The 24,832-nt window shown below is 68.0% G+C and carries 24 protein-coding genes and 1 tRNA gene; 18 read left to right on the top strand and 7 right to left on the bottom strand.

Annotated features, from left to right (window positions below; all coding sequences use genetic code 11):
• Positions 1 to 7 precede the first annotated feature (7 nt).
• From atpD to EZE58_RS13920, 5 genes are all read left to right on the top strand, one after another.
• Entirely contained in the window at positions 8 to 1,459 is a 1,452-nt protein-coding gene (gene atpD / locus EZE58_RS13940; RefSeq protein ID WP_009375323.1) for a F0F1 ATP synthase subunit beta, read from the top strand.
• Between the two features lie 3 nt (positions 1,460 to 1,462).
• Entirely contained in the window at positions 1,463 to 1,723 is a 261-nt protein-coding gene (locus EZE58_RS13935) for a F0F1 ATP synthase subunit epsilon (RefSeq protein WP_009375325.1), read from the top strand.
• Between the two features lie 23 nt (positions 1,724 to 1,746).
• Positions 1,747 to 2,214 carry a DUF2550 domain-containing protein gene (locus tag EZE58_RS13930; protein WP_040340974.1) on the top strand — a complete coding sequence of 156 codons (468 nt, stop codon included), beginning with the start codon at positions 1,747 to 1,749 and terminating at the stop codon, positions 2,212 to 2,214.
• Entirely contained in the window at positions 2,214 to 3,527 is a 1,314-nt protein-coding gene (gene murA, locus EZE58_RS13925; RefSeq protein WP_101623870.1) for a UDP-N-acetylglucosamine 1-carboxyvinyltransferase, read from the top strand. The genes EZE58_RS13930 and murA overlap by 1 nt, the downstream gene beginning before the upstream one ends.
• 749 nt (positions 3,528 to 4,276) lie before the next feature.
• Positions 4,277 to 4,960, top strand: a complete 684-nt coding sequence (locus EZE58_RS13920; RefSeq protein ID WP_167560753.1) for a hypothetical protein — start codon at positions 4,277 to 4,279, stop codon at positions 4,958 to 4,960.
• 113 nt (positions 4,961 to 5,073) lie between these two features.
• Here EZE58_RS13920 and nucS read toward each other — a convergent pair whose 3' ends face one another.
• Positions 5,074 to 5,769, bottom strand: coding sequence for an endonuclease NucS (nucS, locus tag EZE58_RS13915; protein WP_009375331.1), 696 nt, complete (start codon positions 5,767 to 5,769; stop codon positions 5,074 to 5,076).
• A gap of 30 nt (positions 5,770 to 5,799) precedes the next feature.
• Between nucS and EZE58_RS13910 the strand changes: the two genes are divergently transcribed.
• A complete protein-coding gene (locus EZE58_RS13910) occupies positions 5,800 to 6,096 on the top strand; it encodes a hypothetical protein (protein ID WP_240941346.1) in 297 nt (98 codons plus the stop codon).
• Between the two features lie 154 nt (positions 6,097 to 6,250).
• On the opposite strand, the gene EZE58_RS13905 is transcribed toward EZE58_RS13910, so the two are convergent.
• Positions 6,251 to 7,852, bottom strand: coding sequence for a cell division protein (locus tag EZE58_RS13905; RefSeq protein ID WP_167560751.1), 1,602 nt, complete (start codon positions 7,850 to 7,852; stop codon positions 6,251 to 6,253).
• Positions 7,853 to 8,071: 219 nt separating this feature from the next.
• Here EZE58_RS13905 and EZE58_RS13900 point away from each other — a divergent pair, with 219 nt between their 5' ends.
• The 10 genes from EZE58_RS13900 (at position 8,072) to ettA (ending at position 17,770) form a co-directional block, all read left to right on the top strand.
• Positions 8,072 to 9,262 (top strand): acetyl-CoA C-acetyltransferase, encoded by a 1,191-nt coding sequence (locus EZE58_RS13900; RefSeq protein ID WP_095375847.1) that lies wholly within the window; start codon positions 8,072 to 8,074, stop codon positions 9,260 to 9,262.
• Between the two features lie 267 nt (positions 9,263 to 9,529).
• Positions 9,530 to 9,928, top strand: a complete 399-nt coding sequence (locus EZE58_RS17740) for an MOSC domain-containing protein (RefSeq protein WP_346773189.1) — start codon at positions 9,530 to 9,532, stop codon at positions 9,926 to 9,928.
• Between the two features lie 81 nt (positions 9,929 to 10,009).
• Entirely contained in the window at positions 10,010 to 10,330 is a 321-nt protein-coding gene (locus EZE58_RS13890; protein WP_009375338.1) for a thiamine-binding protein, read from the top strand.
• Positions 10,331 to 10,398: 68 nt separating this feature from the next.
• The gene (locus EZE58_RS13885; RefSeq protein WP_009375340.1) at positions 10,399 to 10,608 is read left to right on the top strand and encodes a hypothetical protein; all 210 of its coding nucleotides are present in this window, start codon (positions 10,399 to 10,401) and stop codon (positions 10,606 to 10,608) included.
• Positions 10,609 to 10,713: 105 nt separating this feature from the next.
• A tRNA-Arg gene (locus tag EZE58_RS13880) sits at positions 10,714 to 10,787 on the top strand.
• Positions 10,788 to 10,864: 77 nt separating this feature from the next.
• Positions 10,865 to 12,562: a dynamin family protein gene (locus EZE58_RS13875; protein ID WP_205772287.1), complete on the top strand. Its 1,698-nt coding sequence runs from the start codon at positions 10,865 to 10,867 to the stop codon at positions 12,560 to 12,562.
• A complete protein-coding gene (locus tag EZE58_RS13870; protein ID WP_063249738.1) occupies positions 12,559 to 14,139 on the top strand; it encodes a GTPase in 1,581 nt (526 codons plus the stop codon). The genes EZE58_RS13875 and EZE58_RS13870 overlap by 4 nt, the downstream gene beginning before the upstream one ends.
• A gap of 176 nt (positions 14,140 to 14,315) precedes the next feature.
• Entirely contained in the window at positions 14,316 to 15,143 is an 828-nt protein-coding gene (locus EZE58_RS13865; RefSeq protein ID WP_095375850.1) for a single-stranded DNA-binding protein, read from the top strand.
• Between the two features lie 246 nt (positions 15,144 to 15,389).
• Positions 15,390 to 16,043: a hypothetical protein gene (locus tag EZE58_RS13860; protein WP_167560747.1), complete on the top strand. Its 654-nt coding sequence runs from the start codon at positions 15,390 to 15,392 to the stop codon at positions 16,041 to 16,043.
• 44 nt (positions 16,044 to 16,087) lie between these two features.
• Positions 16,088 to 17,770 carry an energy-dependent translational throttle protein EttA gene (gene ettA / locus EZE58_RS13855; protein WP_009375351.1) on the top strand — a complete coding sequence of 561 codons (1,683 nt, stop codon included), beginning with the start codon at positions 16,088 to 16,090 and terminating at the stop codon, positions 17,768 to 17,770.
• 198 nt (positions 17,771 to 17,968) lie between these two features.
• Here ettA and EZE58_RS13850 read toward each other — a convergent pair whose 3' ends face one another.
• Positions 17,969 to 18,217 carry a hypothetical protein gene (locus EZE58_RS13850; RefSeq protein ID WP_063249742.1) on the bottom strand — a complete coding sequence of 83 codons (249 nt, stop codon included), beginning with the start codon at positions 18,215 to 18,217 and terminating at the stop codon, positions 17,969 to 17,971.
• A complete protein-coding gene (locus EZE58_RS13845) occupies positions 18,214 to 19,125 on the bottom strand; it encodes an acyl-CoA thioesterase II (protein ID WP_063249816.1) in 912 nt (303 codons plus the stop codon). The genes EZE58_RS13850 and EZE58_RS13845 overlap by 4 nt, the downstream gene beginning before the upstream one ends.
• An 85-nt stretch (positions 19,126 to 19,210) precedes the next feature.
• Here EZE58_RS13845 and EZE58_RS13840 point away from each other — a divergent pair, with 85 nt between their 5' ends.
• Both EZE58_RS13840 and EZE58_RS13835 read left to right on the top strand, forming a co-directional pair.
• Positions 19,211 to 19,744, top strand: a complete 534-nt coding sequence (locus tag EZE58_RS13840; RefSeq protein ID WP_119296290.1) for an acyl-CoA thioesterase — start codon at positions 19,211 to 19,213, stop codon at positions 19,742 to 19,744.
• Positions 19,741 to 20,400: a hypothetical protein gene (locus tag EZE58_RS13835; RefSeq protein WP_167560745.1), complete on the top strand. Its 660-nt coding sequence runs from the start codon at positions 19,741 to 19,743 to the stop codon at positions 20,398 to 20,400. Before EZE58_RS13840 ends, EZE58_RS13835 begins: the two co-directional genes overlap by 4 nt.
• A gap of 64 nt (positions 20,401 to 20,464) precedes the next feature.
• Here EZE58_RS13835 and EZE58_RS13830 read toward each other — a convergent pair whose 3' ends face one another.
• Genes EZE58_RS13830 through pepN form a run of 3 tightly spaced genes read right to left on the bottom strand, consistent with a single transcriptional unit; the run spans position 20,465 to position 24,754 of the window.
• Positions 20,465 to 20,869, bottom strand: a complete 405-nt coding sequence (locus EZE58_RS13830; protein WP_167560743.1) for a globin — start codon at positions 20,867 to 20,869, stop codon at positions 20,465 to 20,467.
• Positions 20,866 to 22,080: a mechanosensitive ion channel family protein gene (locus tag EZE58_RS13825; RefSeq protein WP_167560741.1), complete on the bottom strand. Its 1,215-nt coding sequence runs from the start codon at positions 22,078 to 22,080 to the stop codon at positions 20,866 to 20,868. Before EZE58_RS13825 ends, EZE58_RS13830 begins: the two co-directional genes overlap by 4 nt.
• Positions 22,081 to 22,093: 13 nt before the next feature.
• A complete protein-coding gene (gene pepN, locus EZE58_RS13820; protein ID WP_167560739.1) occupies positions 22,094 to 24,754 on the bottom strand; it encodes an aminopeptidase N in 2,661 nt (886 codons plus the stop codon).
• Between the last annotated feature and the right edge of the window lie 78 nt (positions 24,755 to 24,832).

Below are 24,832 nucleotides of genomic sequence, written 5' to 3'. Positions count from 1 at the left end.
AGAGACCATGACTGCCACAGTTACGGATAACTCCCCGGCACAGGGCACAGCCCTCGGTCGCATTTCCCGGGTCATCGGCCCGGTCGTCGACGTCGAGTTCCCGCTCGATTCCGTGCCGGAGATCTACAACGCCCTGACCACGACCGTGGAACTCGCCGAGGGAACGCGCAAGCTCACCTTCGAGACCAGCCTCCACCTCGGCAACGGCATCGTCCGCGCCGTCTCCCTGCAGCCGACCGACGGACTCGTCCGCGGCCAGGAGGTCACCGACACCGGTTCGCCGATCACGGTGCCCGTCGGCGACGTCACCAAGGGACACGTGTGGAACACCACCGGCGACTGCCTCAACCTCGCCGAGGGTGAGACCCTCGACATCAAGGAGCGCTGGCCGATCCACCGTCCGGCTCCGGCCTTCGACGAACTCGAGTCGAAGCAGGAGGTCCTCGAGACCGGCATCAAGAGCATCGACCTGCTCACCCCGTACGTCCAGGGTGGGAAGATCGGCCTCTTCGGCGGCGCGGGTGTGGGCAAGACCGTCCTCATCCAGGAGATGATCTACCGCATCGCGCACAACCACTCGGGCACCTCGGTGTTCGCCGGTGTCGGTGAGCGCACCCGTGAGGGCAACGACCTCATCTTCGAGATGGACGAAGCCGGCGTCTTCGGTGACACCGCTCTCGTCTTCGGTCAGATGGACGAGCCGCCGGGCACGCGTCTGCGCGTCGCGCTGGCCGGGCTGACGATGGCGGAGTACTTCCGCGATGTCGAGAACCAGGACGTCCTCCTGTTCATCGACAACATCTTCCGCTTCACCCAGGCCGGCTCCGAGGTCTCGACCCTGCTGGGTCGCATGCCCTCGGCCGTGGGCTACCAGCCCAACCTCGCCGACGAGATGGGTGTGCTCCAGGAGCGCATCACCTCGACGCGCGGTCACTCGATCACCTCGATGCAGGCGATCTACGTCCCGGCCGACGACTACACCGACCCGGCTCCGGCGACGACCTTCGCCCACCTCGATGCGACGACCGAGCTCAACCGCGACATCGCCTCGCGCGGTCTCTACCCCGCGATCGATCCGCTGACCTCGTCCTCGCGCATCCTCGACCCGCTCGTCGTGGGTGAGGAGCACTACCGCGTGGCCAACGAGGTCAAGGCGATCCTGCAGAAGAACAAGGAGCTGCAGGACATCATCGCCATCCTCGGCGTCGACGAGCTCTCGGAAGAGGACAAGCTCGTCGTCCACCGTGCGCGTCGCATCGAGCAGTTCCTGTCGCAGAACACGTACACCGCTGAGAAGTTCACCGGTGTTCCGGGTTCGACCGTTCCCGTCGCCGACACCGTCGCGGGCTTCGCGAAGATCGTCTCCGGCGAGGTCGACTACATTCCGGAGCAGTGCTTCTTCAACGTCGGCGGCATGGACGATGTCATGCGCAACTACGAAGAAATGCAGAAGAAGTAAGCCATGGCTGTCCTCGATGTCAACGTCGTCGCAGCCGACCAGGAGGTGTGGGTCGGCGAGGCCAAGCGCGTCGTCGCCCGCACCCTGGAAGGCGAGATCGGCATCCTGCCTGGTCACGAACCCGTTCTCGGTGTCGTGGCCGATGGTGAGGCGAGGATTCTCACGACCTCGGATCAGACGATCCGGGTCCAGGCCGATGGGGGCTTTCTCTCGGTCGAGAACAATCGCGTCATCATCGCGGCTGATCAGGCCGAACTTCTCTGAACAGTCAATTACACTTGGCAAACGTGAACCCTTCTGTCCTGCTGATCGTTCTGCTCTCGTTGGTGGGACTGGCGCTTGCCCTCATCGTCGTCGTGACGATCAGGCGCAGGTCGATCTCCAAGCTGTCAGGTGCGTTCGACTGCTCCATCAACGTGGGCGAGGAATCCAGTTCCCGCCCACGTTGGCGTTTGGGCGTCGCGGTGTTCGCCGTGTCCTCCCTGGACTGGTATCCCGTGTTCGCCCTCAACCGGCGCGCGGCCGTGAGACTGCCGCGCGCCGATCTCGACATCCTCGTCCGACGCAAACCGACGTCGGGGGAGCAGTACTCCGTCCTTCCCGATGCCGTCGTCGTCGACTGCTCCTACGGGAAGGCGAACGGGAGACCGCGCTCGGTCTCCCTGGCGATGGACACCGAGTCCCTGTCGACGATGGCCTCGTGGCTCGAGTCCTCGCCGCCCGGCTTCAATCCGACGATGGGACGGTTCACCTGATGGAAGTCCTCCGCCTGACCGGTCCGACGCAGCTGCGCGGCACCGTCGACGTCAGGGGCGCGAAGAACAGCGTCCTCAAGCTCATGGCGGCGAGCCTGCTCGCTGTGGGACGCACGACGATCACCAACGTTCCCGCGATCCTCGACGTGAGGATCATGGTCGAACTCCTCAGCCGCCTCGGCTGCACCGTCGACTACGATGCCGACGCCGGCACCGTGAGCATCGACGTCCCCGCCGCGGTGGGGATCCAGGCCGACTACGAACTCGTCCGCGCGATGCGGGCCTCGATCTCCGTCCTCGGCCCGCTGACCGCGCGGATGCGCGCCGCCCACGTAGCCCTGCCCGGCGGCGATGCGATCGGCTCGCGCGGTCTCGACATGCACCAGGCCGGGCTCGAGGCGCTCGGCGCCCAGGTCCGCCTCGACCACGGCTACTTCGTCGCCGAGGCCCCGACGGGGCTGACCGGCACGGACATCGCGCTCGACTTCCCGTCGGTGGGTGCCACCGAGAACCTCGTCATGGCGGCAACCCTGGCGCAGGGGACGACGACGATCGCGAACGCCGCGAAGGAACCGGAGATCGTCGACATCTGCCTCATGCTCGTCCAGATGGGTGCCCGGATCGAGGGCATCGGGACGGCGGAGCTCACCATCACCGGTGTCGACGAGCTGCGCCCCGTCGACCACCGCACGGTCGGGGACCGGATCGTCGCCGGAACCTACGCCTTCGCCGCCGCGCTGAGCGCCGGCGACGTCGTCGTGCGGGGTGTCGGACTCGAGATCATGCCCAATGTCGCCATCAAACTCCGCGATGCCGGCGCGACGGTCGACGACCTCGGCGAGGTCGAACTCGGTGACGGGACGCTCGGGCGCGCGTTCCGCGTCGTCGGACCGCAGCGTCCGCACGCGATCAGGGTCGCGACGATGCCGTTCCCCGGTTTCCCGACCGACCTCCAACCCTTCGTCATTGCGCTCAACTCCGTGTCCGACGGCGTCGGCCTGCTCTCAGAGAACCTCTTCGAGGCTCGCTGGCGCTTCGTCCAGGAGGTCGCCCGCCTCGGTGCGAAGGTCCGCATCGACGGCAACCACGCCCTGGTCACCGGGGTCGAGGAGCTCTCCGGCGCCGAGGTGGAGGCCTCGGACATCCGCGCCGGTGCCGGGCTCGTCCTCGCCGGGCTCCGGGCCTCCGGCGTCACCGAAGTCTCCGGCGTCGACCACATCGACCGTGGCTACGAGGGCTTCGTCGACAAGCTCCGGGCGCTCGGCGCCGACGTCGAGCGCGTCACCCGCGCCGACGGTCTCAGCTTCGACTGAGCGGGGTCTCCCGGGGCGGCGGTCACAGCGGCGACTGAGCGGGGTCTCCCGGGGCTGCAGTCACAGCTTCGACTGAGCGCCCACTGGCTCGGTCGCCCGTCGTTCAAGCCCTTCAGCACTTTTCGACACTCCCAGCACTTCCGCACGCTCACTCCAGGCTCAGCGCGGATCGCCGGTGTTGCACGACTGGCTATCCGCGCTGCGCCTGGACCGACACCACCCGGGCGCTCACTCCAGGCTGAGCGCGGATCGCTGGTGTTGCACGCCTGGCTATCCGCGCTGCGCCTGGACCGAAACCACCGCCGTTCTCGTGCCGGTTGACTGTCCACAGGCGCGTTCGATGCTCAGTGGTTATCCACAGGGCGTTTTGAGCCTCTTGCGGTCCGGATGCGTTCTCGCCCATCCTTAATTGCATGTTTGCGTGCTTGGAGACTTCGAATCTGGTGGCGGCAGGCTGGAACAGCCATCAGATCAGATCTGCCGTCGATTGCTGCCTGCGGCGACTCCGGCGGGGACGATACGTTGTCACGCGTGCGTGCGACAATCCGTCGCATGCCTTCGTCGCAGCGATCGCGGGGGCGAAGGAGACCGCGTTGCCCCATGAGACCGCGGGGATGCTCAAGCGCGGAGAGGATCTGAGGATTCTCGTCCGGTCATTCGTCCCCGATCTGCCGCACGACGCAGTGTTCTCCCATCGCAGTGCGCTGCTCGTCCACGGCCTGCCCGTGCCGTATGTCGATAAGGGTGAGGTGTACGTCGAAGTCGCGAGCCCGCGCAGCTCGGTCCGCCAGAGGGATCTCGTGGTCCGTCGACGGTCTCTGCAACCCGACACCGTGGAGATCGTCGAAGGGATCCCAGTGACGACGGTGGTGCAGACGCTCCTCGATGTCGCCAGGGATTGTCCGTTGGCGTTCGCCGTGGCTGTTGCGGATGCCGCGGTGCACTTGGGGCGGGTGACTCTCGAGGAGTTCCGAGCGCACCAGGCGGCGCATCCAGTGCGGACCCGCCAGTCGCGGATCACAGCGGTGCTGGAGAACATCGACGGACGGCGTGAAACGGTGGCAGAGTCGATCTGCGCCGTTCGATTCGTCGAGTATTCGATACCGGGGTTCGAACCGCAACTCGTCGTCTGCGACGCCGATGGTCGCTTCCTCGCTCGGTCCGACTTCGGCAACGAGGCGGTCAAGGTCATTGCCGAGTTCGATGGCGCCGGCAAGTACTACATCGATGACGGTGATCCGCACCGAGTCTTCGAACGCGAACGGAAACGGGAATACGCTCTGCGGAACGAGGGGTGGATGGTCTTCCGCATTCGATGGGCCGATCTCTTCAGCGCAGACCTCTTCCTCAGGATCAAAGAGGCGGTGCGGATCCGCGAGACGGAGATCGCCGCTCGAGACCGACTCGCAGGCCCGATGCAAGGCGCTCAGTGAGGGCGATCCAGTCGTCAGTCAAGGGGCAGCGCGGATAGCAGGCGATGCTCGGCCGGCTATCCGCGCTGCGCCTTGACCGAGCGGTGGCGCGGTCCGGGAGAGACGACGCGTGCTCAGAAGAGGCGGGTCTCCGGATCGTCCATCCCGCGCAGCGCATCGTAGTCGAGGACGACGCAGCGGATGCCGCGGTCCTCGGCGAGGGTGCGCGCCTGCGGTTTGATCTCCTGCGCGGCGAAGACGCCGGTGACGGGGGAGAGGAGCGGATCTCGGTTCATCAGTTCGAGGTAGCGGGTGAGCTGTTCGACGCCGTCGATGTCGCCCCGCCGTTTGATCTCCACGGCCACCGACTTCTGGGTCGCATCGCGGGCGAGGATGTCGACCGGACCGATTGCCGTCATGAATTCGCGGCGGACAAGGCTGTATCCCGTGCCGAGAGTATGGATGTGTTCGGCGAGGAGTTCCTGGAGATGCGCTTCGACTCCGTCCTTGACGAGACCGGGATCGACGCCGAGGTCGTGGCTCGTGTCCGAGAGCACCTCAGTGATCGAGATGACGAGTCGGTCGCCGGTCTTCGTCTGCGAGACCGTCCAGATCTCGCTCAGACCTGCTTCGGCCTGCTCGTCGGTCGGTTCGGCCACCTGGACGGCGCACGGGGGAGTCATCCAGTTGAGCGGCTTGTACGATCCGCCGTCGGAGTGGATGAGGATCGACCCGTCGGACTTGAGCATGATGAGACGGGTGGCCAGGGGCAGATGCGCGGTCAGACGACCGGCATAATCGACAGAGCATTCAGCTATCACGAGACGCACGCGTCCCAGACTACGTGAGAGAATCGCCCCATGCCACGTTCGAACTCCTCGCGTCGCAGGAACAAGTGGAGCGCACCCGCGCGCGACCTCACCGAGTCCGTGAGCGGCCTGCAGGTGAGCCGCGACCTGCCCGACGGAACCTGGTCGATCCAGCGTGTGGCCGCCAACTCCAGCGGCAAGGTCTACGTGTGCCCGGGCTGCGGACAGCAGGTCTCTGCGGCCACCGCGCACATCGTCGCCTGGCGTCAGGAGGCCTCCCACGGCGTCGACATCGGCGTCGACTCTCGTCGGCACTGGCACTCGAGGTGTTTCGAGAGGTTCCGCTGACACGCAACTCCGCTGCCACAGAACTCCGCTGACACGGAACGGGGCCCGCTCTGGTGAGCGGGCCCCGTTCTCTCGTGCCTGTGAGTGCTCGCGTCGCCGCGCGCTCGGCCGACGTCGCCGTACGCGGCCGAATGCGCTCAGCGCCTGAGCATCGTCAGCGCAGTGAGTTACGCGACCGTGCGGCCTTGGAGTTGGCCGGACGGTTTCCACCCTGACCGGAGCCGCCGGACTTCGGCGAACCGGAGACCTGCGCATCGATCGCGATCGTCTCGGCGTCGGTGGCACCGTTGGGCAGCTCCTCGGAGACTGTCTCGGACGCCTCGGTCTCCGCCGATTCCTCAGCGGTCTGCGACTGCTCTGCGGTCGAGTCGCCGTACTTCGAGCTTTCGGACTGCGACCCAGCGGACTTCGCGCCGGCGGTCGGCGACTTCTGGGCGTCCGCCTCGGCGGCTCCCGTCTTCGAGGCACCGGACTTCCCGCCGTCGGCAGCCGACTTCTCGGCCGCCTCCTCGGCGGAATCGGCGGCGATGAGGTCGGCGAGAGCCTCCCCATCGGCGATCTGCTCGGTCGCGTGCGTGGCCGCTTCCGCCTTCGCGGGATCGACGGCGTCGCCGCCCATCACACCGGGCATCGCGAAGAGCGAACGGAGCTGGTCGAGCTGAGCGGTGATCGTCTTGCGCTGCTTGGTGAGCAGGTCGACCTGGGACTGCGCGGACTGGACGTTGCGCTTGGCTTCGGCGGCCGATTCCTCGATCGTCGCCTCGGCGGTGGCCCGAGCCTCGGAGATGAGCGTCTGTGCGCGGGCCTTGCCGTCGGCGATGATCTCATCGGCCTTCGTCACGGCCTCGGCGCGGGTCGTCTCGGCGCGCTCCGCGGCGGCCTTGGCATCCGCGTCGGCTTTCGCCGCGCGCGCCTGAGCCTCGTCGATGAGCTTCCGGTTCTCCGCCTGGGCGGCGTCGTAGCGCTTCTTGCGCTCGGCTTCTGCCTCCTGACGCTTCGTGGCGAGTTCGACGTCGAGGTCGTTCGCGGACTTCTTCGAGGCCTCGTCGCGGGACTTCGCGGCCGCGAGCAGTTCGTCGGCCTGAGCCTGGGCTGCGGCGATCGTCTCATCGGCTTGGGTCTTCGCCTCGGCGCGGAGGTCGGTCGCCTCCTTCTCGGCGGCGGCGCGCAGCTCCGCGAGTTCGTGCTCGAGGCTTTCGCGGGCCTCCTTCGACGCGGCGTCGTTGGCCTCCTTCGACTGCGCCGCCTCGCGTTCGGCGGTGGCCTTGAGCTCGGCCGCGCGCTTCTCTGCGGACTTCACGGCCTCCTCGGCGCGCAGCTCGGCGGAGCTGATGATCGCGTCGGCCTCGGACCGGGCGTTGTTGAGGGTGTCATTGCTCTCGGTGTGCATGCGCGCACGAGCAGACGCCGCCTCGGCGCGGGCCTTGTTCCGGATCGTCTCCGCATCCGAGTTCGCCTGGGCGAGGGTCTCCCGGGCCTGGGACTCGGCGATCTTGAGGAGGTGGTCGATGCGGCTTCCGGGGGGACCGGCCGCCTCGGCGTTCTCATTGGCGGCCTTCTTCAGCTGAGCCTTCGCCTCGGACAGCTCGCCGGCGATCTGGAGCTTCGCGCGATCGGCGTTGATGACCTGACTGCGCGCATCCGACAGCGCCTTCCGCACGGATTCGATCTCCGTGCGCAGCTGCTGCAGTCGGGAATCGACTTCGCTCTTCTCGTACCCGCGCATCGCTGTGCGGAATTCTTCGGTGGGCGTCACTGAAGCTGACTCCTGTCATGTCAAGGGGATCTGGTCATGCCTGCGCGGTCCCTACTCTATCGGACTCAAGATGAGTGTTGGGTCCGAATCCCCCTGCGGACGACCGCCTCGGCGACCCCGGTGACGGAGGCCACATCGGCCTCGACTACCCTGTACTCAACAGCTCTCCGCTGCACGCGTCCCGCTGTTCGCGGAGCCACAGTCCTTCGAGGAGGAAACATGACTGAAGCAGTGATCGTCTCCGGTGCCCGCACCCCGTTCGGGCGGCTCCAGGGAGCGCTCGGAACGCAGACGGCGGTGAACCTCGGTGCCGCAGCGATCAAGGGAGCCCTCGAGAAGGCGGGCATCTCGGGAGACCAGGTCGACTACGTCATCATGGGCCAGGTCCTCCAGGCGGGCCTCGGTCAGGGTCCGGCCCGACAGGCCGCCGCCGAGGCGGGGATCCCCATGAGCGTTCCCGCGATCACGATCAACAAGCTCTGCCTCTCCGGCATCAACGCGATCACCCAGGCGGCACAGCTCGTGCGCGCTGGCGAGTACGACGTCGTCGTCGCCGGCGGGCAGGAGTCGATGACGCTCGCCCCGCACCTGCTCGAGAAGTCCCGCGCCGGGTACAAGTACGGTGACGTCGTCGCCAAGGACCACATGGACTACGACGGTCTCTGGGACGCCTTCACCGACCAGGCCATGGGCGGACTGACCGAAGAGGCCAACAAGGGCGAGTCCGAGTTCTCCCGTGAGGAGCAGGACGCCTTCGCCGCGCAGTCGCATCAGCGGGCTGCCGCCGGCTGGGAGAAGGGCGCGTTCGAGGACGAGGTTGTGCCCGTGACGATCCGCACCCGCAAGGGCGACGTCACCGTCGACACCGACGAGGGCGTGCGCCCGGACACGACGGTCGAATCGATGGCGAAGCTGCGCCCGGCCTTCCGCAAGGACGGGGCGATCACCGCGGGCAACGCCTCGCAGATCTCCGACGGCGCGGCCGCCGTCGTCGTCATGTCTCGGGAGAAGGCTGAGGAGCTCGGTGCGCCGATCCTCGCTGAGATCCGCGCCCACGGCTGGACGGCCGGACCCGACTCGACCCTCCAGCACCAGCCCTCGCAGGCGATCCGGAAGGCCGCCGAGTCCGAAGGCGTGGCCGCTGACTCCTTCGACCTCTACGAGATCAACGAAGCGTTCGCCGCCGTCGGCCTCGCGAGCACGAAGGACCTCGGCATCGATCCGGAGAAGGTCAACGTCAACGGGGGAGCGATCGCACTCGGACATCCGATCGGGGCCTCCGGTGCCCGCATCGTCCTCACCCTTGCCCTCGAACTCCAGCGCCGAGGCGGCGGCACGGGTGTCGCTGCCCTCTGCGGTGGCGGCGGCCAGGGTGATTCGCTCATCATCACCGTTCCCGAACAGGGCTGAGTCCAGGGGAAGCGACGGGATGCCGAGGTCCGCGAGGAGACCCTGCCGATGAGCCCAGAGTCAGCGGAGCGGGGCGACGTCACGCCGACGCGCCCCGCCCTGGCTGCGTCCGGGTCGGAAGAACCGAGTGCTCCGCGGGTCTTGGGTGTCAGTTGCGATAAGGAGCACGCCTTCTCCAAACCCGCGCGCGCGTCGATCGAACTCATCGAGGGTGTCGGCGTCCGCGGCGATGCCCATGCAGGGGCCACCGTCCAACACCGTTCACGGTTGCAGAGGACGCCCTCGGCGCCCAATCTCCGGCAGGTCCATCTCCTCCACGCAGAGCTCTTCGCGGAACTCGAGCGCGTCGGCTTCGCCGTGGGACCTGGTCAATTGGGAGAGAACATCACAACGATCGGCCTCGACCTTCTGGGGCTTCCCGTCGGCACGCGCCTGATGATCGGCGACGTCGTCATCACCGTCACAGGGTTGCGCAACCCGTGCGCCCAGATCGACTCGTGGCAGTCCGGTCTCCTTCGCCACGTTGTCTCCCGTAACGGCGAGGGCGAGGTCGTGCGGCGCGCGGGGGTGATGGGGACCGTCTCACGCGGCGGAGTGATTCGCCCCGGTGATCTTGTCGACGTCGACCTGCCGACGGGGGAGCATCGGCCCCTGGCTCCCGTCTGAGGCGGCCTCCGACCATCGACGGTGCGGCCCCCAGCTGTCACTCCATGACCAACGGCATCACAACACCAAGGAGGTACCACCATGCTGCTCGCATTCTCTGTCGCCCCCAGCGGCGGCGAAGGCCCCGACGGCTCGGTCCATGAGGCCGTGGCCGCGGCGGTCGAAGTCGTCCGCGACTCCGGGCTGCCGAACCGTACAACGAGCATGTTCACCGAGATCGAAGGGTCGTGGGACGAGGTCTTCGACGTCGTCCGTCGAGCCACCGAGGCGGTCGCGCCGTTCGGGTCCCGGATCTCGCTCGTCATCAAGGCCGATATCCGTCCCGGACACGAGGGAGAGATCGAGGGAAAGGTCGACCGCCTCGAGCAGGCGATCGACGCGCGGCGGAGAAACGACGGCTGACGCAGAAAAGCAGTGACGCAGATCTCAAATGGGTCTATCCTCGACTCAAGGACGAAGGAGGATGACCCATGAAGAATGGATCCGCGTATTTCACCACTGCCACTGCTCTGACCATGATCGCCCTGCTCGGGTTCATGATCGCAGGATTCTTCCCCGTCGCGGCCGAGGTCGCGTTCGGCGTCGAAGCCGCCGCGGTCATCCTCGCGCTCACGGGCGTCGTCATCCTCGCGATCATCACGGTCCGCAAGGCGCTCGAGAAGGCCGGCAGCACCCACTGACCCCGGTCGTCTCCGACGGCCCCGCTCCGACCCCGGCCACATGGCCGGAGTGGTCGGTGCGGGGCTGCTTTCGTCTGCCCGCTGCCCATCGGTTACGATGTGTGGGCCTCCGTAGCTCAGTCGGATAGAGCAACCGCCTTCTAAGCGGTAGGTCGCGGGTTCGAGCCCCGCCGGGGGCGCAGTGCGCAGGCAATTGAACCCCGTCACGGCGTGCCTGGTGGTGCTCAGCTGTGAAAACGTGGAAAGTGGATGCGTGATGACAGACAGCGGAAATGCCGTGACGCCACCGGTGGGCGGAGCACTGAGCGATATCGCGAAGAAGATCTCCGAGACCCGGTTCACCCTGCAGACCGACGACGCGGCAGACGGCCGCCGACTGCTTGGATCCCTGAGCTCGGAGATGGACGATTTCATCCTCCCGCGGATCAACCGCGCGCCGGCTCCTTTCCTCATCGCCGTCGGCGGTTCGACGGGGGCGGGGAAGTCGACACTGGTCAACTCGCTCATCGGCCGCACCGTCAGCCCCGCAGGCGTGCGTCGCCCCACGACCGCCAACCCGATCGTCATCCACAACCCGGCCGATGCGAAGCACTTCGAGACCGCGACGTTCCTCGGCGATCTGCCCCGCAGCTCCGACCCGGAGACGACGTCCCCGGCGCTCGTGCTCATCCCCGACGCCGACATCGCGCCGGGCACCGCCGTCCTCGACTGCCCCGACATCGACTCGATCGCCGAGTCCAACCGCGACCTCGCCCGCCGCATCCTCATGTGCGCCGACCTCTGGCTCTTCGTCACCACCGCCAACCGCTACGCCGACGCGGCTCCCTGGGCGCTCCTGCGCGAAGCCGCCGCCCGCAGCACCTCGGTCGCGCTCGTCCTCGACCGCGTTCCCCCCGAGGCGAACCGCGAAGTCCGGCACCACCTCTCCCACCTCCTCTCCGAGGCGGGGCTCGCGCAGTCACCGATCTTCTCTGTCGCCGAACTCCCGCTCGAGGACGGCCGGCTTCCGCACGCCGCTGTCTATCCGATCCAGTCGTGGATCCGCGAGGTCAGTGCCGAGTCCGAGTCCCGCGGGCGAATCCGTCGCCGCACGCTGTCCGGTGCGATCGCCTCCCTGCCCGGCCGGGTCGATGCCCTCGCCGAGGCGGCGCAATCCCAGGAGGACGCCCACGCCCACCTCGAGCGGATCGTCGATGCGCGCTTCCGCTCCGCCCACGAATCGCTGGCGACCGTCGTCACCGACGGCCGGATCCTCCACGGCGCCGTCAACGCCCGCTGGCAGGACTTCGTCGGCACGGGTCAGCTCTTCCGCGGACTCGAGCCCACGATGGCGCGGATGCGCGACCGCATCTCCGCGGCGGTGACCGGCAAGCACGACGCCGCCGCCCCGCTCCACATCGCAATCCTCCGGAGTGCGGCGATCACCCTGCGCGAGGCCGCCGTCGACGTCGTCGACGTCGTCGCCGACGACTGGCGGCGCACACCGGCAGGCGAGGCCCTCGTCACCTCCGAGGCGGCGCTGCGCGAACCCACCAGCGAACTCGAGGATCGAGTGAAAGCCGCGGTGAGCGGGTGGTCGAACGATGTCAACGCCCTCGTCCGGGACATCGGCCAAGGGAAGAAGTCGAAGGCTCGAATCCTCTCGTTCGGCGTCAGCGGGGTCTGCGCCGTCCTCGAGTACGCGACCTTCTGGGACCCGGCGCACACCTCGTCGAACGACAGTGCCTCACGGTCGGGCGCCGGAGTGGCACTGAGCCTGGCCGGAACGATCTTCGGCGAACAGGAGGCCGTCGACATCATCGGCTCGATCCGCGACCGCTTCCTCACCGCGGCCGCCGGCATCATCGGCGACTGCCGCACCCCATTCGACCAAGCACTACGACTGACAGCGGTTCCCACCAGGCAGTCCGGAGCCCTCCGCACTGCCGGTGCCCGCCTCGAGGAGGCACTGTGAACGATTCGGCCCAGTCCGAGATCCGCCGGCTCGCCGACGGTATCCGCCACGCGCTGGCGCTCGAGGACGACAGGATCAGCCCCGACGTGCGGGCCGATGCCTCCAGCCTGCTCGAGAGGGCCGACGACCGACTCGACCTCGGCGAGGACTTCACCGTCGTCGCCTTCGCCGGGTCGACCGGCTCGGGCAAGTCGTCGTTGTTCAACGCCGTGGCAGGCCTCGACATCGCCCGCGTCGGCGTGCGCAGGCCTACGACCTCGCGCCCGACGGCATGCGTCTGGGGCGAGGGCGGACAGGACATCCTCAACTGGCTGCGGGTCCCCGAGCGGAGTCGGACATGGCGCGAATCGGCGCTCGACGGCGACGACCAGCGCCGTCTCCACGGACTCATCCTCCTCGACCTGCCCGACCACGACTCCACGGCCGTCGAGCACCGGGTCGAGTCCGACCGCCTCGTCGGCCTCGTCGACGTCGTCTTCTGGGTCGTCGACCCGCAGAAGTACGCTGACTTCTCCCTCCACTCCGAGTACCTGACCAAGCTCGCCGAGAACAGTTCGAACATGGTCGTCGTCCTCAACCAGGTCGACAAGCTCAGCGTCGAGGAGCAGAAGGCCGCAGCCGCCCATCTGCGCCAGCTGCTCAACGAGGACGGACTCACCGACACCGAGGTGCGCCTGTCCTCTGCCGTGACCCGGGAGGGCATCCCGGAGATCCGGTCGATCCTCGCCGACACCCTCGACTCCAAGCAGGCAGCCGCCGAACGCCTCCTCTCCGACATGCAGGCGATGGCGCGGCGCATCCGCGCCGAACTCGGCGAGCCAGTGGCCACCCCCGACGAACTGCCGGGAGCATCGCACCTCGTCGAGACGATGTCGGAGGCTGCCGGTGTCGAGGCCGTCGCACAGACAGTCCACGACGACTACATCCGACGCGCCTACCGGCGCACCGGATACCCGCTGCTCGCGTGGATGCAGCGCAACGCCCCCGACCCGCTCGGCGCGAAGCACGGTCTGACCCGCGACGAACTCATCCGCGCCTCCGTCCCGGCGACGAGCAAGACGCAGAGCTCGCAGGTCCGGCTCATGGCCCACGACCTCATCACCGAATCCGTCTCGACGCTGCCTCGGCCATGGCAGACCGCGGCCGCGGAAGCGGAACGGGCAAGCACGAACCAGCTCGCCGACACCCTCGACTCGGCCGTCACGGCTGTGGATATCGAGCGGCGGACGCCGGGGTGGTGGGCGGTTGCCAACGCCCTGCAGATCATCTTCTTCCTCGCCACGATCATCGGCGCCCTCGGTCTCATCGTCGTCGCCGCGATCGCCGTCGCGACTCCAGGGGCGATGCCGTGGTGGGCGTGGGCGGCCTCGATCGGGGTCCTCGTCCTCGGCATCCTCGGCTCGATCATCACCTCGGTCGTCGCCAAGTCAGCCCGGAACAGAGGGGCAGACGAGGCTGCGGCCGCCGTCGACGCCGACCTGCGCTCGGCGGTCGCGCACGCGGCGCAGAGTTCGTACCTGCAGCCGGTCAATGCGGTCATCGCCACCCATCGCGATGCGTATCAGCGACTCGCCTGACTCATCCTCACAGGCACGCTCACTCGTGTGCTCAGGCCCTGTGGACGCACAACCGTCGTCCACAGGGCCTTTTCGCATGCTCGACAGCTCAGCGTCGGCCGCGCTGTGCTGGAGGGACCCCTGGCGGGAGCGACCAGACAGTTCCCGCCGACCCAGAGCAGAGCGAGGAATGAGCAATGTCGAACATCCCGATCACCGTCTGCGGCACCGTCGCGACGGCCCCACAGGCCCGGACCCTGCCGACCGGACGCCCATGTGCGTCCTTCCGGCTCGCCGTCAACCACTGGCGGGTGGACAAGCAGACCGGTGAGTTCGTCAGCGACACGACCTCGTGGTTCGGCGTCGACTGCTACGGGTCGCTGGCGAGCAACGTGGGCTCCTCGGTCACCTTGGGTATGAGCGTCGTCATCCAAGGTCACCTGCGCATCCGCGAATGGGAGTCCCAGGAGCGTTCGGGAATCGCTCCGACGATCATCGCCGATCATCTCGGTCCGGACCTCCGCTTCGGAACCGCGAACTACGTCAAGGCCCAGGGAACGGCGTCGGGGAGGCAGTCGGCCCCGGCGCAGGAGGCGGAGGGCTCCGGATCAGGGTGGGACGCACTCCCGCGCGAGAACACAGGGGCTGCCGGCCGCACAGATTCCTTCGAACGCAGCGCTGCCGGGAGTACCGACGGAGCGCGCACCGAGACCTCCCGTTACGGCACCGCGTCGTCGGGCTACAGCAACGAAACCTCCGGTTACGGTGCCGAGTCGTCCGGATATGCTGCCGGTGGGTCCGCCGACGACGCCGAGGCAGGGGACAGTGTCGATGCCACGCGGGCAGGCACGTACCCGACGTGGCAGAGCGGCGCACCCGCGGGCGGTGATGACGAATCCGCTGACGGCGATGAAGCGGTGGCAGACGACAGCGACGACTCAGCCGCGCTCGATGACGACGACTCGACCCCGAGCGAGCGCGACGACATCGCCGGTGCGACCGCCGCCGCTGCGGCACCGTTCTGAGCCCCCGGGGCCGGACTTGACCGGCGCCCCGCCGGGACGCGGACGACAGGACAGCCGCCGGGACGCGGCGGGAGCAGCCGGCCAGACGCCGGGACGCGGACGACAGGACAGCCGCCGGGACGCCGACGCCGGGACGGTCGACAAGACAGTCGCCGGGGAGGAAGCGGGTCCGGGCGTCGGTGACGGGAGGGGAGGCGCGATCAGCTAGAGTGGAGGAGTTCGTGTTCGTCCTCACCGAGGTGATCCATGCGTCTCGTTCCCCTCCTGGGTGTCGCAGCCCTCTCCCTCGCCCTCTCAGGGTGCTCCCTGCTCGGATTGGACGACGACACCGCGCCGACACCCAAGAAGTCGCAGGAGAAGCCTGCCGCCGAAGTCGACAAGGTCCTCAAAGCCGTCGAGCCGCTGACCGGCGACGAAGAGAAGATCCCCTCGACGAAGGAGTTCTTCGACACGATGATCGACGCCGGATACAAGCCCGATCAGCTCGAGGCCACTCTCGACGCCTCGCCGCTGGGCAACGAGGTGCCCTCGAAGGTCTTCGGTGTGAAGACGAAGAAGGGCTGCGTGATCGGCGAGATCCGCAAGGGCAAAGCCACTGCTGAGCTCATGCCGCCGACCGAGTCGACCGGGGCGTGCCTCCTCGGCGCGGTCGATCGCCCCGAAGGCGTCGATGCTCCCAAGGGCGAACAGCGCGACCAGGACGGCGACGACAACGGCGCCGGCCACATGCCGGGGGAGAACATCACCGGTGACGACGCGGAGACGAACAGCCCCGAGCCCTCTCAGGGATCCTCGGATTCGGGCGGTTCCTCCTCCGGTGGGGGCTCGTCCTCGAGCGGTTCGGAGGGGTCGTCCGAAGGCTCCTCGGAGGGTGATTCGCCCTCGCTCGGCGGAGGCTAGACCAATTGGCACATGGGGTGCCCAACCGATAATCTGGGGCCACTATGGCCGAATTCATTTACACCATGCACAAGGCGCGCAAGGCGCACGGTGACAAAGTCATTCTCGACGACGTGTCGATGTCCTTCTACCCCGGGGCGAAGATCGGCATGGTCGGTCCCAACGGCGCCGGCAAGTCGACGATCCTCAAGATCATGGCCGGCCTCGAACAGCCGTCGAACGGCGAAGCCCGGCTGAGCCCCGGATACACGGTGGGCATCCTCATGCAGGAGCCGCCGCTCAACGAGAACAAGACCGTGCTCGGCAACGTCGAAGAGGGCGTGGGCGAGATCAAGGCCAAGCTCGACCGCTACAACGAGATCTCCGAGGAGATGGCGAATCCCGATGCGGACTTCGACGCCCTCATGGAGGAGATGGGCAAGCTCCAGGAGGCCATCGACGCCGCCGATGCGTGGGACCTCGACTCGCAGCTCGAACAGGCCATGGACGCCCTCCGGTGCCCGCCGCCGGACGCCGACGTCAGCGTCCTCTCCGGTGGTGAGCGCCGTCGCGTGGCCCTGTGCAAGCTCCTCCTCGAGAAGCCGGACCTGCTCCTCCTCGACGAGCCGACGAACCACCTCGACGCGGAGTCGGTGCTCTGGCTCGAGCAGCACCTCAAGACGTACCCCGGCGCCGTCATCGCCATCACCCACGACCGGTACTTCCTCGATCATGTCGCCGAATGGATCGCCGAGGTCGACCGCGGCCACCTCTACCCGTACGAGGGCAACTACTCGACCTACCTCGAGAAGAAGCAGGAGCGCCTGCAGGTCCAGGGCAAGAAGGACGCGAAGCTGGCCAAGCGCCTCAAGGACGAACTCGAATGGGTGCGGTCGAACCCGAAGGCGAAGCAGACGAAGTCGAAGGCACGCCTCGCCCGCTACGAGGAGATGGCAGCCGAAGCCGAGAAGACCCGCAAGCTCGACTTCGAAGAGATCCAGATCCCGGCCGGCCCCCGCCTCGGCGACATCGTCATCGAAGCGAAGGACCTCGAAAAAGGGTTCGACGGTCGCCTGCTCATCGACGGTCTGAGCTTCTCGCTGCCGCGCAACGGCATCGTCGGCGTCATCGGACCCAACGGCGTCGGCAAGTCGACGCTGTTCAAGACGATCGTCGGCCTCGAAGAGCTCGACGGGGGAGACCTCAAGGTCGGCGAGACCGTGAAGATCTCCTACGTCGACCAGTCACGCGGCGGCATCGATCCGGACAAGTCGCTGTGGGAGGTCGTCTCCGACGGACTCGACTTCATCCAGGTCGGAGCCGTGGAGATGCCCTCGCGTGCCTACGTCTCCGCGTTCGGCTTCAAGGGACCCGATCAGCAGAAGAAGGCCGGCGTCCTCTCCGGCGGTGAGCGCAATCGCCTCAACCTCGCGCTCACCCTCAAGCAGGGCGGCAACCTCCTCCTCCTCGACGAGCCGACGAACGACCTCGACGTCGAGACCCTGAGCTCGCTCGAGAACGCGCTCCTCGAGTTCCCCGGCTGTGCCGTGGTCGTCTCCCACGACCGCTGGTTCCTCGACCGCGTGGCGACCCACATCCTCGCGTGGGAGGGCACCGACGAGGACCCGGCCAAGTGGTACTGGTTCGAGGGCAACTTCGAAGCGTATGAGAAGAACAAGATCGACCGCCTCGGCGAGGAGGCCGCGCGTCCTCACCGGGTCACCCACCGTCGCCTCACGCGCGACTGAGCACTCAGCCGGCGGGAGCGCACCCCGACCGGTACCGCATCGGGCCCCAGCGGAATCCGCTGGGGCCCGATCGCATACCCGGCTCCGCGTCCGTCTGCCGCGCCGGCGCTGGTCAGGTGAGCCGCACCGGCGCCGAGGCGGTCAGCCGTTGCGCCTGCGTGCCCGCCGGCTGCACCGGTTCCGGGCGGTCCGTCGCCCTCAGCGGGCGAACGAGTCGAAGATCCGCCGCCACAGGCGGTGGAGGAGGCGCAGCACCCAGCGGACGGCGATCGTGCCGAGGATGCCGATGACGAGGGCGAGCAGGGCGACGACGCCGAGGTGGAGGTCCGTGCGATCGCGGAGCATGAGCAGTGCGATCGAAGTGAGAACGAGACAGAGGGCGACGTTGACGAGCCGGCTGAGGATCGAGGAGAGGATCTCGATCATCGCTGTCTTCTCGTCGCTCACGGGGCGTCCTTGACTCGGACCATGCCCTCTTGGGCGACGGTCGCAAGCAGCTCTCCGTCGTGGGAGAAGATGCGCCCGTAGCCGAGTCCGCGACCGCCCCGGGCGGCCGGGGACTCCTGGACGTAGAGCATCCAGTCGTCGACGTGGACGCGTCGATGCCACCACATCGCATGGTCGAGGCTCGCCACCCGCAGGCCCGGGCTGCCCCACGAGAGTCCGTGCCGGCGCAGCACGGGTTCGAGGAGGTTGAAGTCGCTCGCGTATGCCAAGGCTGCGGCGTTGAGCACAGGGTCATCGCCGAAGTGGGCGCTGGCACGGAACCAGATGTGCTGCTCGGGCAGCTCGGTGTCGATCGTCGTCGCACCCGGAACGCCGAAGGGCTCGACCGGGCGGATGTCGAAAGGACGCCGGTTGAGCCATTCGGTGACCTGGACGGAATCGACGGCGGCGAGGAGTTCGCGCAGGTCGGGGGAGTCCTCGGGCCCCGGGATCCCGGTGGGCATCGTCTCAGAGTGCTCGAAGCCCGCCTGCTCCTCCTGGAACGAGGCGATGAGCGAGAGGATGGGCGCATCCTTCTGGTACGCGTGGACGCGCCGGGCGGAGAACGACCGGCCGTCGCGGAGGCGCTCGACACCGAACTCGATCGGCTCGGCGACATCGCCGGCGCGGAGGAAGTACCCGTGCAGGGAGTGGATGAGCCGGTCGGGCGGCAGGGTCGCGGCGGCGGCGACGATGCACTGAGCGAGAACCTGTCCGCCGAAGACCCGCCCATCGGGCTTGTACTGGCTGGGGCCGACGAAGAGGTCGGATTCCCTCGGCCCGGCATCGGAGTCGAGCCGACGCAGCTGCAGGAGTTCGTGCAGGCGTGCGACGTTCGCCTCGGCAGGTGTCGGTTGGGAATCGCTCACATGGGCCTCCATGGGCAGGGACGGGTGACAACTCCCGATCCTATCGCGGACATCGCCACGCGATCGAAGATGGCATCATGGACACATGCACAACGGCACCACGAATCCCCTTCTCGACGATTGCACCAGGGTCCTCCTCGAACTGAGATGGGGTGACATGGACGCCTATGGGCACGTCAACAACGTCACCCAGATGCAGCTGCTCGAGGAAGCCCGCGTGCGTGCCCTCGGCTCGCCCACGCAGAGCCGCGACGCTGTCGCCGCCCCCGGTGCCGCCGAGGTGGTCTCCGGCACTCCGATGCCCGAGGTCTTCGGGGCGGCCTCGGCGACGACCGAACTCCTCGTCGCCTCGCACGCCGTCGAGTACCGCAGCCCGATCGGCTACCGTCCCGGCCCGATCGCCGTCGACCTCGTCATCAGCGATGTCAGTCCCGCCTCGGTGACCATCGGCTATGTCGTCGTCGAACCCGACGGTTCGCGGGTCTACACCGTCGCCGAGACCGTCATCGCCTTCGTCGACCGGACCACGGGACGACCCCGCCGCCTCACGGAGGAGGAGGCCGCGGAACTCTCGGGCGTCGTGCGCGAACCGGTCCGACTGCGGAGCCTGCGGCGATGACGACTCTGGAGATCGCCGATGAGATGGCGTTGCGCGACCTCGTCGCGTTCACGTCCCTTGCCCACCGCCTCGACCGCGACGGGGCGATGCGCCTCCAGGTCGTCTCGTCCGTCCTCGTCGTCTCCGTCGCCCCGCTCTACCCCCACGGCATCGGCGACTCGACCCCGCTCGTGCTCGCGATGCGCATGCAGCAGCTGGCCAGCCCGGAACTCGACGGCCTCGACGAGGTCGTCCCCCTCGCCGGCCTCACCGATCGCTTCGCCCGGCAGGACGGCGGCACCGCTGTGCCGCTGCCGCCGACGACGATGCTCGTCTCCTGGGCGGGCATCTCCCCGCCCCGAGGGCCGTGGGAGAACACGGACGCCGTCACCGCGGAACAGCTGAGGTCGGCCGCCGAGGCGGGGATCGCCGAGGTGGGGGAGGGCACCCCCGAGGGCGCGGGCTCCCATGCGGTCAAGGCCCTGCGGGCCTCGGTGTGGTCCCGGCCCATCGAGGCTGCCGGCGGCACGGCCCTGCCGAGCGGGCTCGCGTTCGCGGCCGACGGCCTGCGGTTCGTTCCGCCGGGCGCCGAGGCGGATGTCCCGGTGATGGAGAGCTCAGGATGGCTGCGCCTCGTCACCCCCGGCGGTCACCTGCTCACCCGGAAGGCGAGCTGAGGGATTCGCCCACGCGAGCGGCGGTCACCTGCTCACCCGACGATCGCGATGATGCCGGACCTGTTCAGGCCCCGGTGCTGTTCGTGTTGACCATCGCGGTGGCCGCCCGCTGGAAGTAGTCCCAGAAGAGCTCGTCGTAGAGCGGGGGCAGCGCGACCTCGTCGAGGGCCGCGCGCATGGCCCGCAGCCAGCGGTCGCGGGCGTCGAAGTCGATGGGGAACGGGAAGTGGCGCATCCGCAGCCGCGGGTGGCCGCGCTCCTCCTGGTAGGTCGTCGGCCCGCCGAAGTACTGTTCGAGGAACATCTGCAGCCGGAGCTTGGCGCCGGTGAGCTCGTGGCCCTCCGGGTACATCGCGATGAGCGGCTCATCGGCGGCGACGTTGGCGTAGAAGGCGTCGACGAGGCGGGTGAACGTCTCGTGCCCGCCGACCGCTGCGAAGATCGTGTCCGCGCTCGTGTCCTGGCTCATCTCCTGCTTCCCGTCCGTGGACCGTCCCCGGTGGAGGTCCCCTTCGCGCCCGCCCCGGCAGCGCCCGCCCCGGCAGCCCCCGCACCGGCAGCGCCCGCGCCGGCAGCGCCCGCGCCGGCAGCGTGCTGGGCGGCGTCGCCGGTCGAGGCACCATCGTCGTCGGTCGAGGCACCATCGTCGTCGGCGGACTCCCGGTGCGACTTCTTCTCGTGCGCGTCGGCGTCGGTGACCGAATCGTCCATCGACTTGATCCGCACGGCCTCGCTCGGGTCGGGCAGGGTGCGGAAGACCGTCTCCTGGGTGATCGGGATGTGGATGCCGCGACGGTCCATCTGCCGCTTGAGCTCGGCGCGGAAGGCGCGCGCGACCTTCCACTGCTGGTTCGGCTTCGTCTTGAGCACGGTGCGGATGACCTGCGATTCGGCCGACAGGGACTCGACGCCCCAGATCTCCGGCGGTTCGAGGATGGCGTCGGCGATCTCCGGGTCCTTCTCGATCTCCTTCGTCGTGTCCTCGATGACCGAGGCGTAGGTCGCGACCGTGGTGTTGTAGGCGATGGGGATGTCGAGGACGGCCCGCGCCCAGCCCTGGGACTGGTTGCCGACGCGGAGGATCTCACCGTTGCGCACATGCCACAGGGTGCCGTCGAGGCCGCGGACCTGGGTGGTGCGCAGTCCGACGTCCTCGACGACGCCGATCGCCTCGCCGAGGTCGACCGAGTCGCCGATCCCGTACTGGTCCTCGATGACCATGAAGAACCCGGACAGGTAGTCCTTGACCAGTGCCTGCGCGCCGAAGCCGATCGCGACACCGGCGATGCCGGCCGAGGCGAGGATCGGGCCGACGTTGAAGTTGAGTTCGCTGAGCACGATGAGGCCGGCGACGATCGCGATGACGATCGACGTCACCGAGGAGAGCATCCGCCCCACGGTCTCCGCTCGCTGCGCCCGTCTCTCCCGGATCGTCGCCTGATCGATGCCGGTGAACTGCGACTCCATCGCCGAGGTGGAGAAGCGCGAGTTCGGCTTCGAACTGTCGACGGTGCCTTTGGCCACGCTCGCGGCGAACCGTCGGATGACGATGCGCATGAGGAAGTTGAGCAGCAGGGCGCCGACGATGACGATCGTCACCCGCAGCGGGACGTCGAGGAGGAAGCTCCAGTCGATCTGCGCGGCGGAGAGCAGGGTGGTCTGCAGTGAGTCAGGTGTCATGATGCCATCGACCCTATCGGCTGTTCTTGGACAGGTCCTCAATGTCGCTGGACGTCCGCTGAGCCGCCAGCGCCCGCTCGGCATCGGCGAGGTTCTCCCGCATCAGCCGCAGCAGACCCTTCGGTGCCGCCGGGTGCTCCTCGAGCCAGGTCCGGGCCGCGGCCACGGTCTGCGCACTCGCCGGCGGGAACAGCCGCAGGGTCATCGTCTGCACCATCTCAAGCGTGCGGGTTTCCCACCAGCCGGAGATCCGCTGGAAATATTCGGTCGCGAAGTCCTGCAGCGGCGCCTCGGCGGGGATGAGCTCCCCGTCACCGGTCTGCAGTCCCATCGCGAACCCGGCCGCAAGCGCTCCGAGCTCCGAGTTCGGCATCTCGATCTCGTCGATCATCCGGGTGAAGGCGCTCGACTTCGCCGCCGAGGTGGCCCGAGCGGCCCGGGCCGTCGCCGCCTGCCGCTGGCCGGTGGCGCTGGGATCGGCGGCGGCCATGTCCGCAATCGCCGATTCGTCGACCGCCTCGTGGTTGGACAGGGCGATGAGCAGATCCCACCTCAGATCGGTGTCGATCGTGATGCCTCCGACCTCCTGCGCGTCGAGCCACCTGCGCAGCGTCTCGATCTGCTCCTCGGACTCCGCGTGGCGGATGATCCCGCGGAAGAACTGGAACGCCTGGTCCGTGCCCGCCGGGGCCGCCTCGAAGAGCTCGCCGAGGCGGTCGGCGATGCGCGTGTGGGCTTCCGCGCGCTCGGCCGGGGGCAGGTAGGCCCCGACCGCGGTCTCGAGCTGACGCATCTGCGTGAGCAGGCCCGAGGAGTGGGTGATCGCGGCGAGGTGGCTCAGCAGCGTGTCGATGTAGTCCCGGGCAGGGATCTCTGCGTCGCGCACCCCGTCCCACAGCGTGCTGAGCACGAGGAGCTGGGTGAGCGAGTCGTCGAAGTCCGACAGCCGTGCCGTCGCGGTCGCCAAGCTCTCCGCATCGAACCGGACCTTCGCATACGTGAGGTCGGCGTCGTTGACGACGATGACTGCCGGCCGGGGCACACCGACGGCCTCGGGCACGTCCGCCTCGGCGGAGTCGAGGTCGAGGGGGAAGGTGTGGGTGCGCACGAGGCGCCCCTCGCCGTTGTCGGAGTAGAAGCCGATCGCCAGGCGGTGCGGGCGCAGGGACGGCTCCGGCTGTCCTTCGATCGTCCACGGCTTCTGGGTCACCGTGAGCCGCTCGACCACCTCGGCGCCGGAGTCGGCGGAGGGACCGTAGGCCACGTCGGCTTCAATGAGGTTGACCCCGGACTCCTCGAGCCAGAGCTTCGACCATGTCGTGAGGTCGCGCCCGCTCGTCGCCTCGAGTTCGCGCAGCAGGTCGCCCAGCTCCGTGTTCGACCACGCGTGCGTGTCGAAGTAGGTCTTCAGGCCCGCGAAGAACTCGGCGCGGCCGACCCAGGCGACGAGCTGCTTGAGCACCGAGGCGCCCTTGGCGTAGGTGATGCCGTCGAAGTTGACCTCGACGTCGGCGAGGTCCTCGATGGGGGCGACGATGGGGTGGGTGCTCGGCAGCTGGTCCTGCCGGTACGCCCAGGACTTCTCGATCGTCGCGAACGTCGTCCAGGCATCGGAGTACTTCGTCGCCTCGGCCGTGGCCAGCGTCGACATGAACTCGGCGAAGGACTCGTTGAGCCACAGGTCGTTCCACCAGCGCATCGTCACGAGGTCGCCGAACCACATGTGGGCGAGCTCGTGGAGGACGGTGACCGTGCGGCGCTCGACGAGTGCCTCGGTGGGCCGGGAGCGGAAGATGTAGTTCTCGAGGATCGTCACCGCACCGGCGTTCTCCATCGCCCCGGCATTGAACTCGGGGACGAAGAGCTGATCGTACTTCTCGAACGGGTAGGGCACCCCGAACTCGCGTTCGAAGAACTCGAAGCCCGCGCGGGTGACGGCGAAGAGGTTCTCCGCGTCGAGGTGCTCGAAGAGGGACTCACGGCAGTAGAGCCCGAGCGGCACGGGCTGTCCGTCGGAGGAGACGAGCTCGGAGTGGACGCTGCGGTAGGGGCCGGCGACGATCGCGGTGATGTAGGACGAGATCGGGGTGGTCGGGGCGAACTGCCACACGGCCATGTCCTCGGCCGCGGCCTCCTCGGCGTCGAGGTCGGAGAGGATCTCCGCAGGGTCCCCAGGGGTCGGGGTCGGAGAGTTCGAGACGACCGTCCACTGCTCCGGAGCGATGACGGTGAAGGAGAACGGCGCTTTGAGGTCGGGCTGCTCGAAGACCGGGAAGACGCGGCGAGCATCGGGGACCTCGAACTGGGAGTAGAGGTAGACCGCGTCGTCGATGGGGTCGACGAAGCGGTGCAGGCCCTCACCGGTGTTCATGTAGAAGAAGTGCGCGTCGATGACGAGTTCGTTCTCCGCGGCGAGCCCGGCGAGGGTGATGCGGGAGGGGGAGACGACCTCGCCGATCTCGAGGTCGAGCCCGTTGAGCTGGACGCGTTCGACGCTTGCGGTGATCGCGTCGATGAAGGTCTCGGATTCGGGATCGGCGGTGAACCGGATCCGGGACCGGACGCGGAAGGACTCGCCGACCCCGGTGAGGATGAGGGTGTGCTCGTAGCTCTGCACGGTGATGTGGGACGAACGCGACCTGGCTTCTTCACGGGTGAGGTTGTACTGGGGCACTGGCTGGCGACCTCCGCATCGGGTCCGGGTGTGTTTGTCGTCATTCTGTCATGGACGCCCGGTGACGCGGACCCATGG

The organism is Brevibacterium sp. LS14, assembly GCF_012027885.1.
Lineage (GTDB): Bacteria > Actinomycetota > Actinomycetes > Actinomycetales > Brevibacteriaceae > Brevibacterium > Brevibacterium casei.
This window is presented reverse-complemented; position numbering and strand designations above follow the sequence as displayed.

Excerpts from the sequence above, each read along its gene's own strand:
- atpD (WP_009375323.1), top strand. The coding sequence starts at position 8 with ATGACTGCCACAGTTACGGATAACTCCCCGGCACAGGGCACAGCCCTC.
- EZE58_RS13935 (WP_009375325.1), top strand. The coding sequence starts at position 1,463 with ATGGCTGTCCTCGATGTCAACGTCGTCGCAGCCGACCAGGAGGTGTGG.
- murA (WP_101623870.1), top strand. The coding sequence starts at position 2,214 with ATGGAAGTCCTCCGCCTGACCGGTCCGACGCAGCTGCGCGGCACCGTC.
- EZE58_RS13910 (WP_240941346.1), top strand. The coding sequence starts at position 5,800 with ATGCCACGTTCGAACTCCTCGCGTCGCAGGAACAAGTGGAGCGCACCC.
- EZE58_RS13900 (WP_095375847.1), top strand. The coding sequence starts at position 8,072 with ATGACTGAAGCAGTGATCGTCTCCGGTGCCCGCACCCCGTTCGGGCGG.
- EZE58_RS13890 (WP_009375338.1), top strand. The coding sequence starts at position 10,010 with ATGCTGCTCGCATTCTCTGTCGCCCCCAGCGGCGGCGAAGGCCCCGAC.
- EZE58_RS13885 (WP_009375340.1), top strand. The coding sequence starts at position 10,399 with ATGAAGAATGGATCCGCGTATTTCACCACTGCCACTGCTCTGACCATG.
- EZE58_RS13875 (WP_205772287.1), top strand. The coding sequence starts at position 10,865 with ATGACAGACAGCGGAAATGCCGTGACGCCACCGGTGGGCGGAGCACTG.
- EZE58_RS13865 (WP_095375850.1), top strand. The coding sequence starts at position 14,316 with ATGTCGAACATCCCGATCACCGTCTGCGGCACCGTCGCGACGGCCCCA.
- EZE58_RS13860 (WP_167560747.1), top strand. The coding sequence starts at position 15,390 with ATGCGTCTCGTTCCCCTCCTGGGTGTCGCAGCCCTCTCCCTCGCCCTC.
- ettA (WP_009375351.1), top strand. The coding sequence starts at position 16,088 with ATGGCCGAATTCATTTACACCATGCACAAGGCGCGCAAGGCGCACGGT.
- EZE58_RS13840 (WP_119296290.1), top strand. The coding sequence starts at position 19,211 with ATGCACAACGGCACCACGAATCCCCTTCTCGACGATTGCACCAGGGTC.
- EZE58_RS13835 (WP_167560745.1), top strand. The coding sequence starts at position 19,741 with ATGACGACTCTGGAGATCGCCGATGAGATGGCGTTGCGCGACCTCGTC.
- EZE58_RS13830 (WP_167560743.1), bottom strand. The coding sequence starts at position 20,869 with ATGAGCCAGGACACGAGCGCGGACACGATCTTCGCAGCGGTCGGCGGG.
- EZE58_RS13825 (WP_167560741.1), bottom strand. The coding sequence starts at position 22,080 with ATGACACCTGACTCACTGCAGACCACCCTGCTCTCCGCCGCGCAGATC.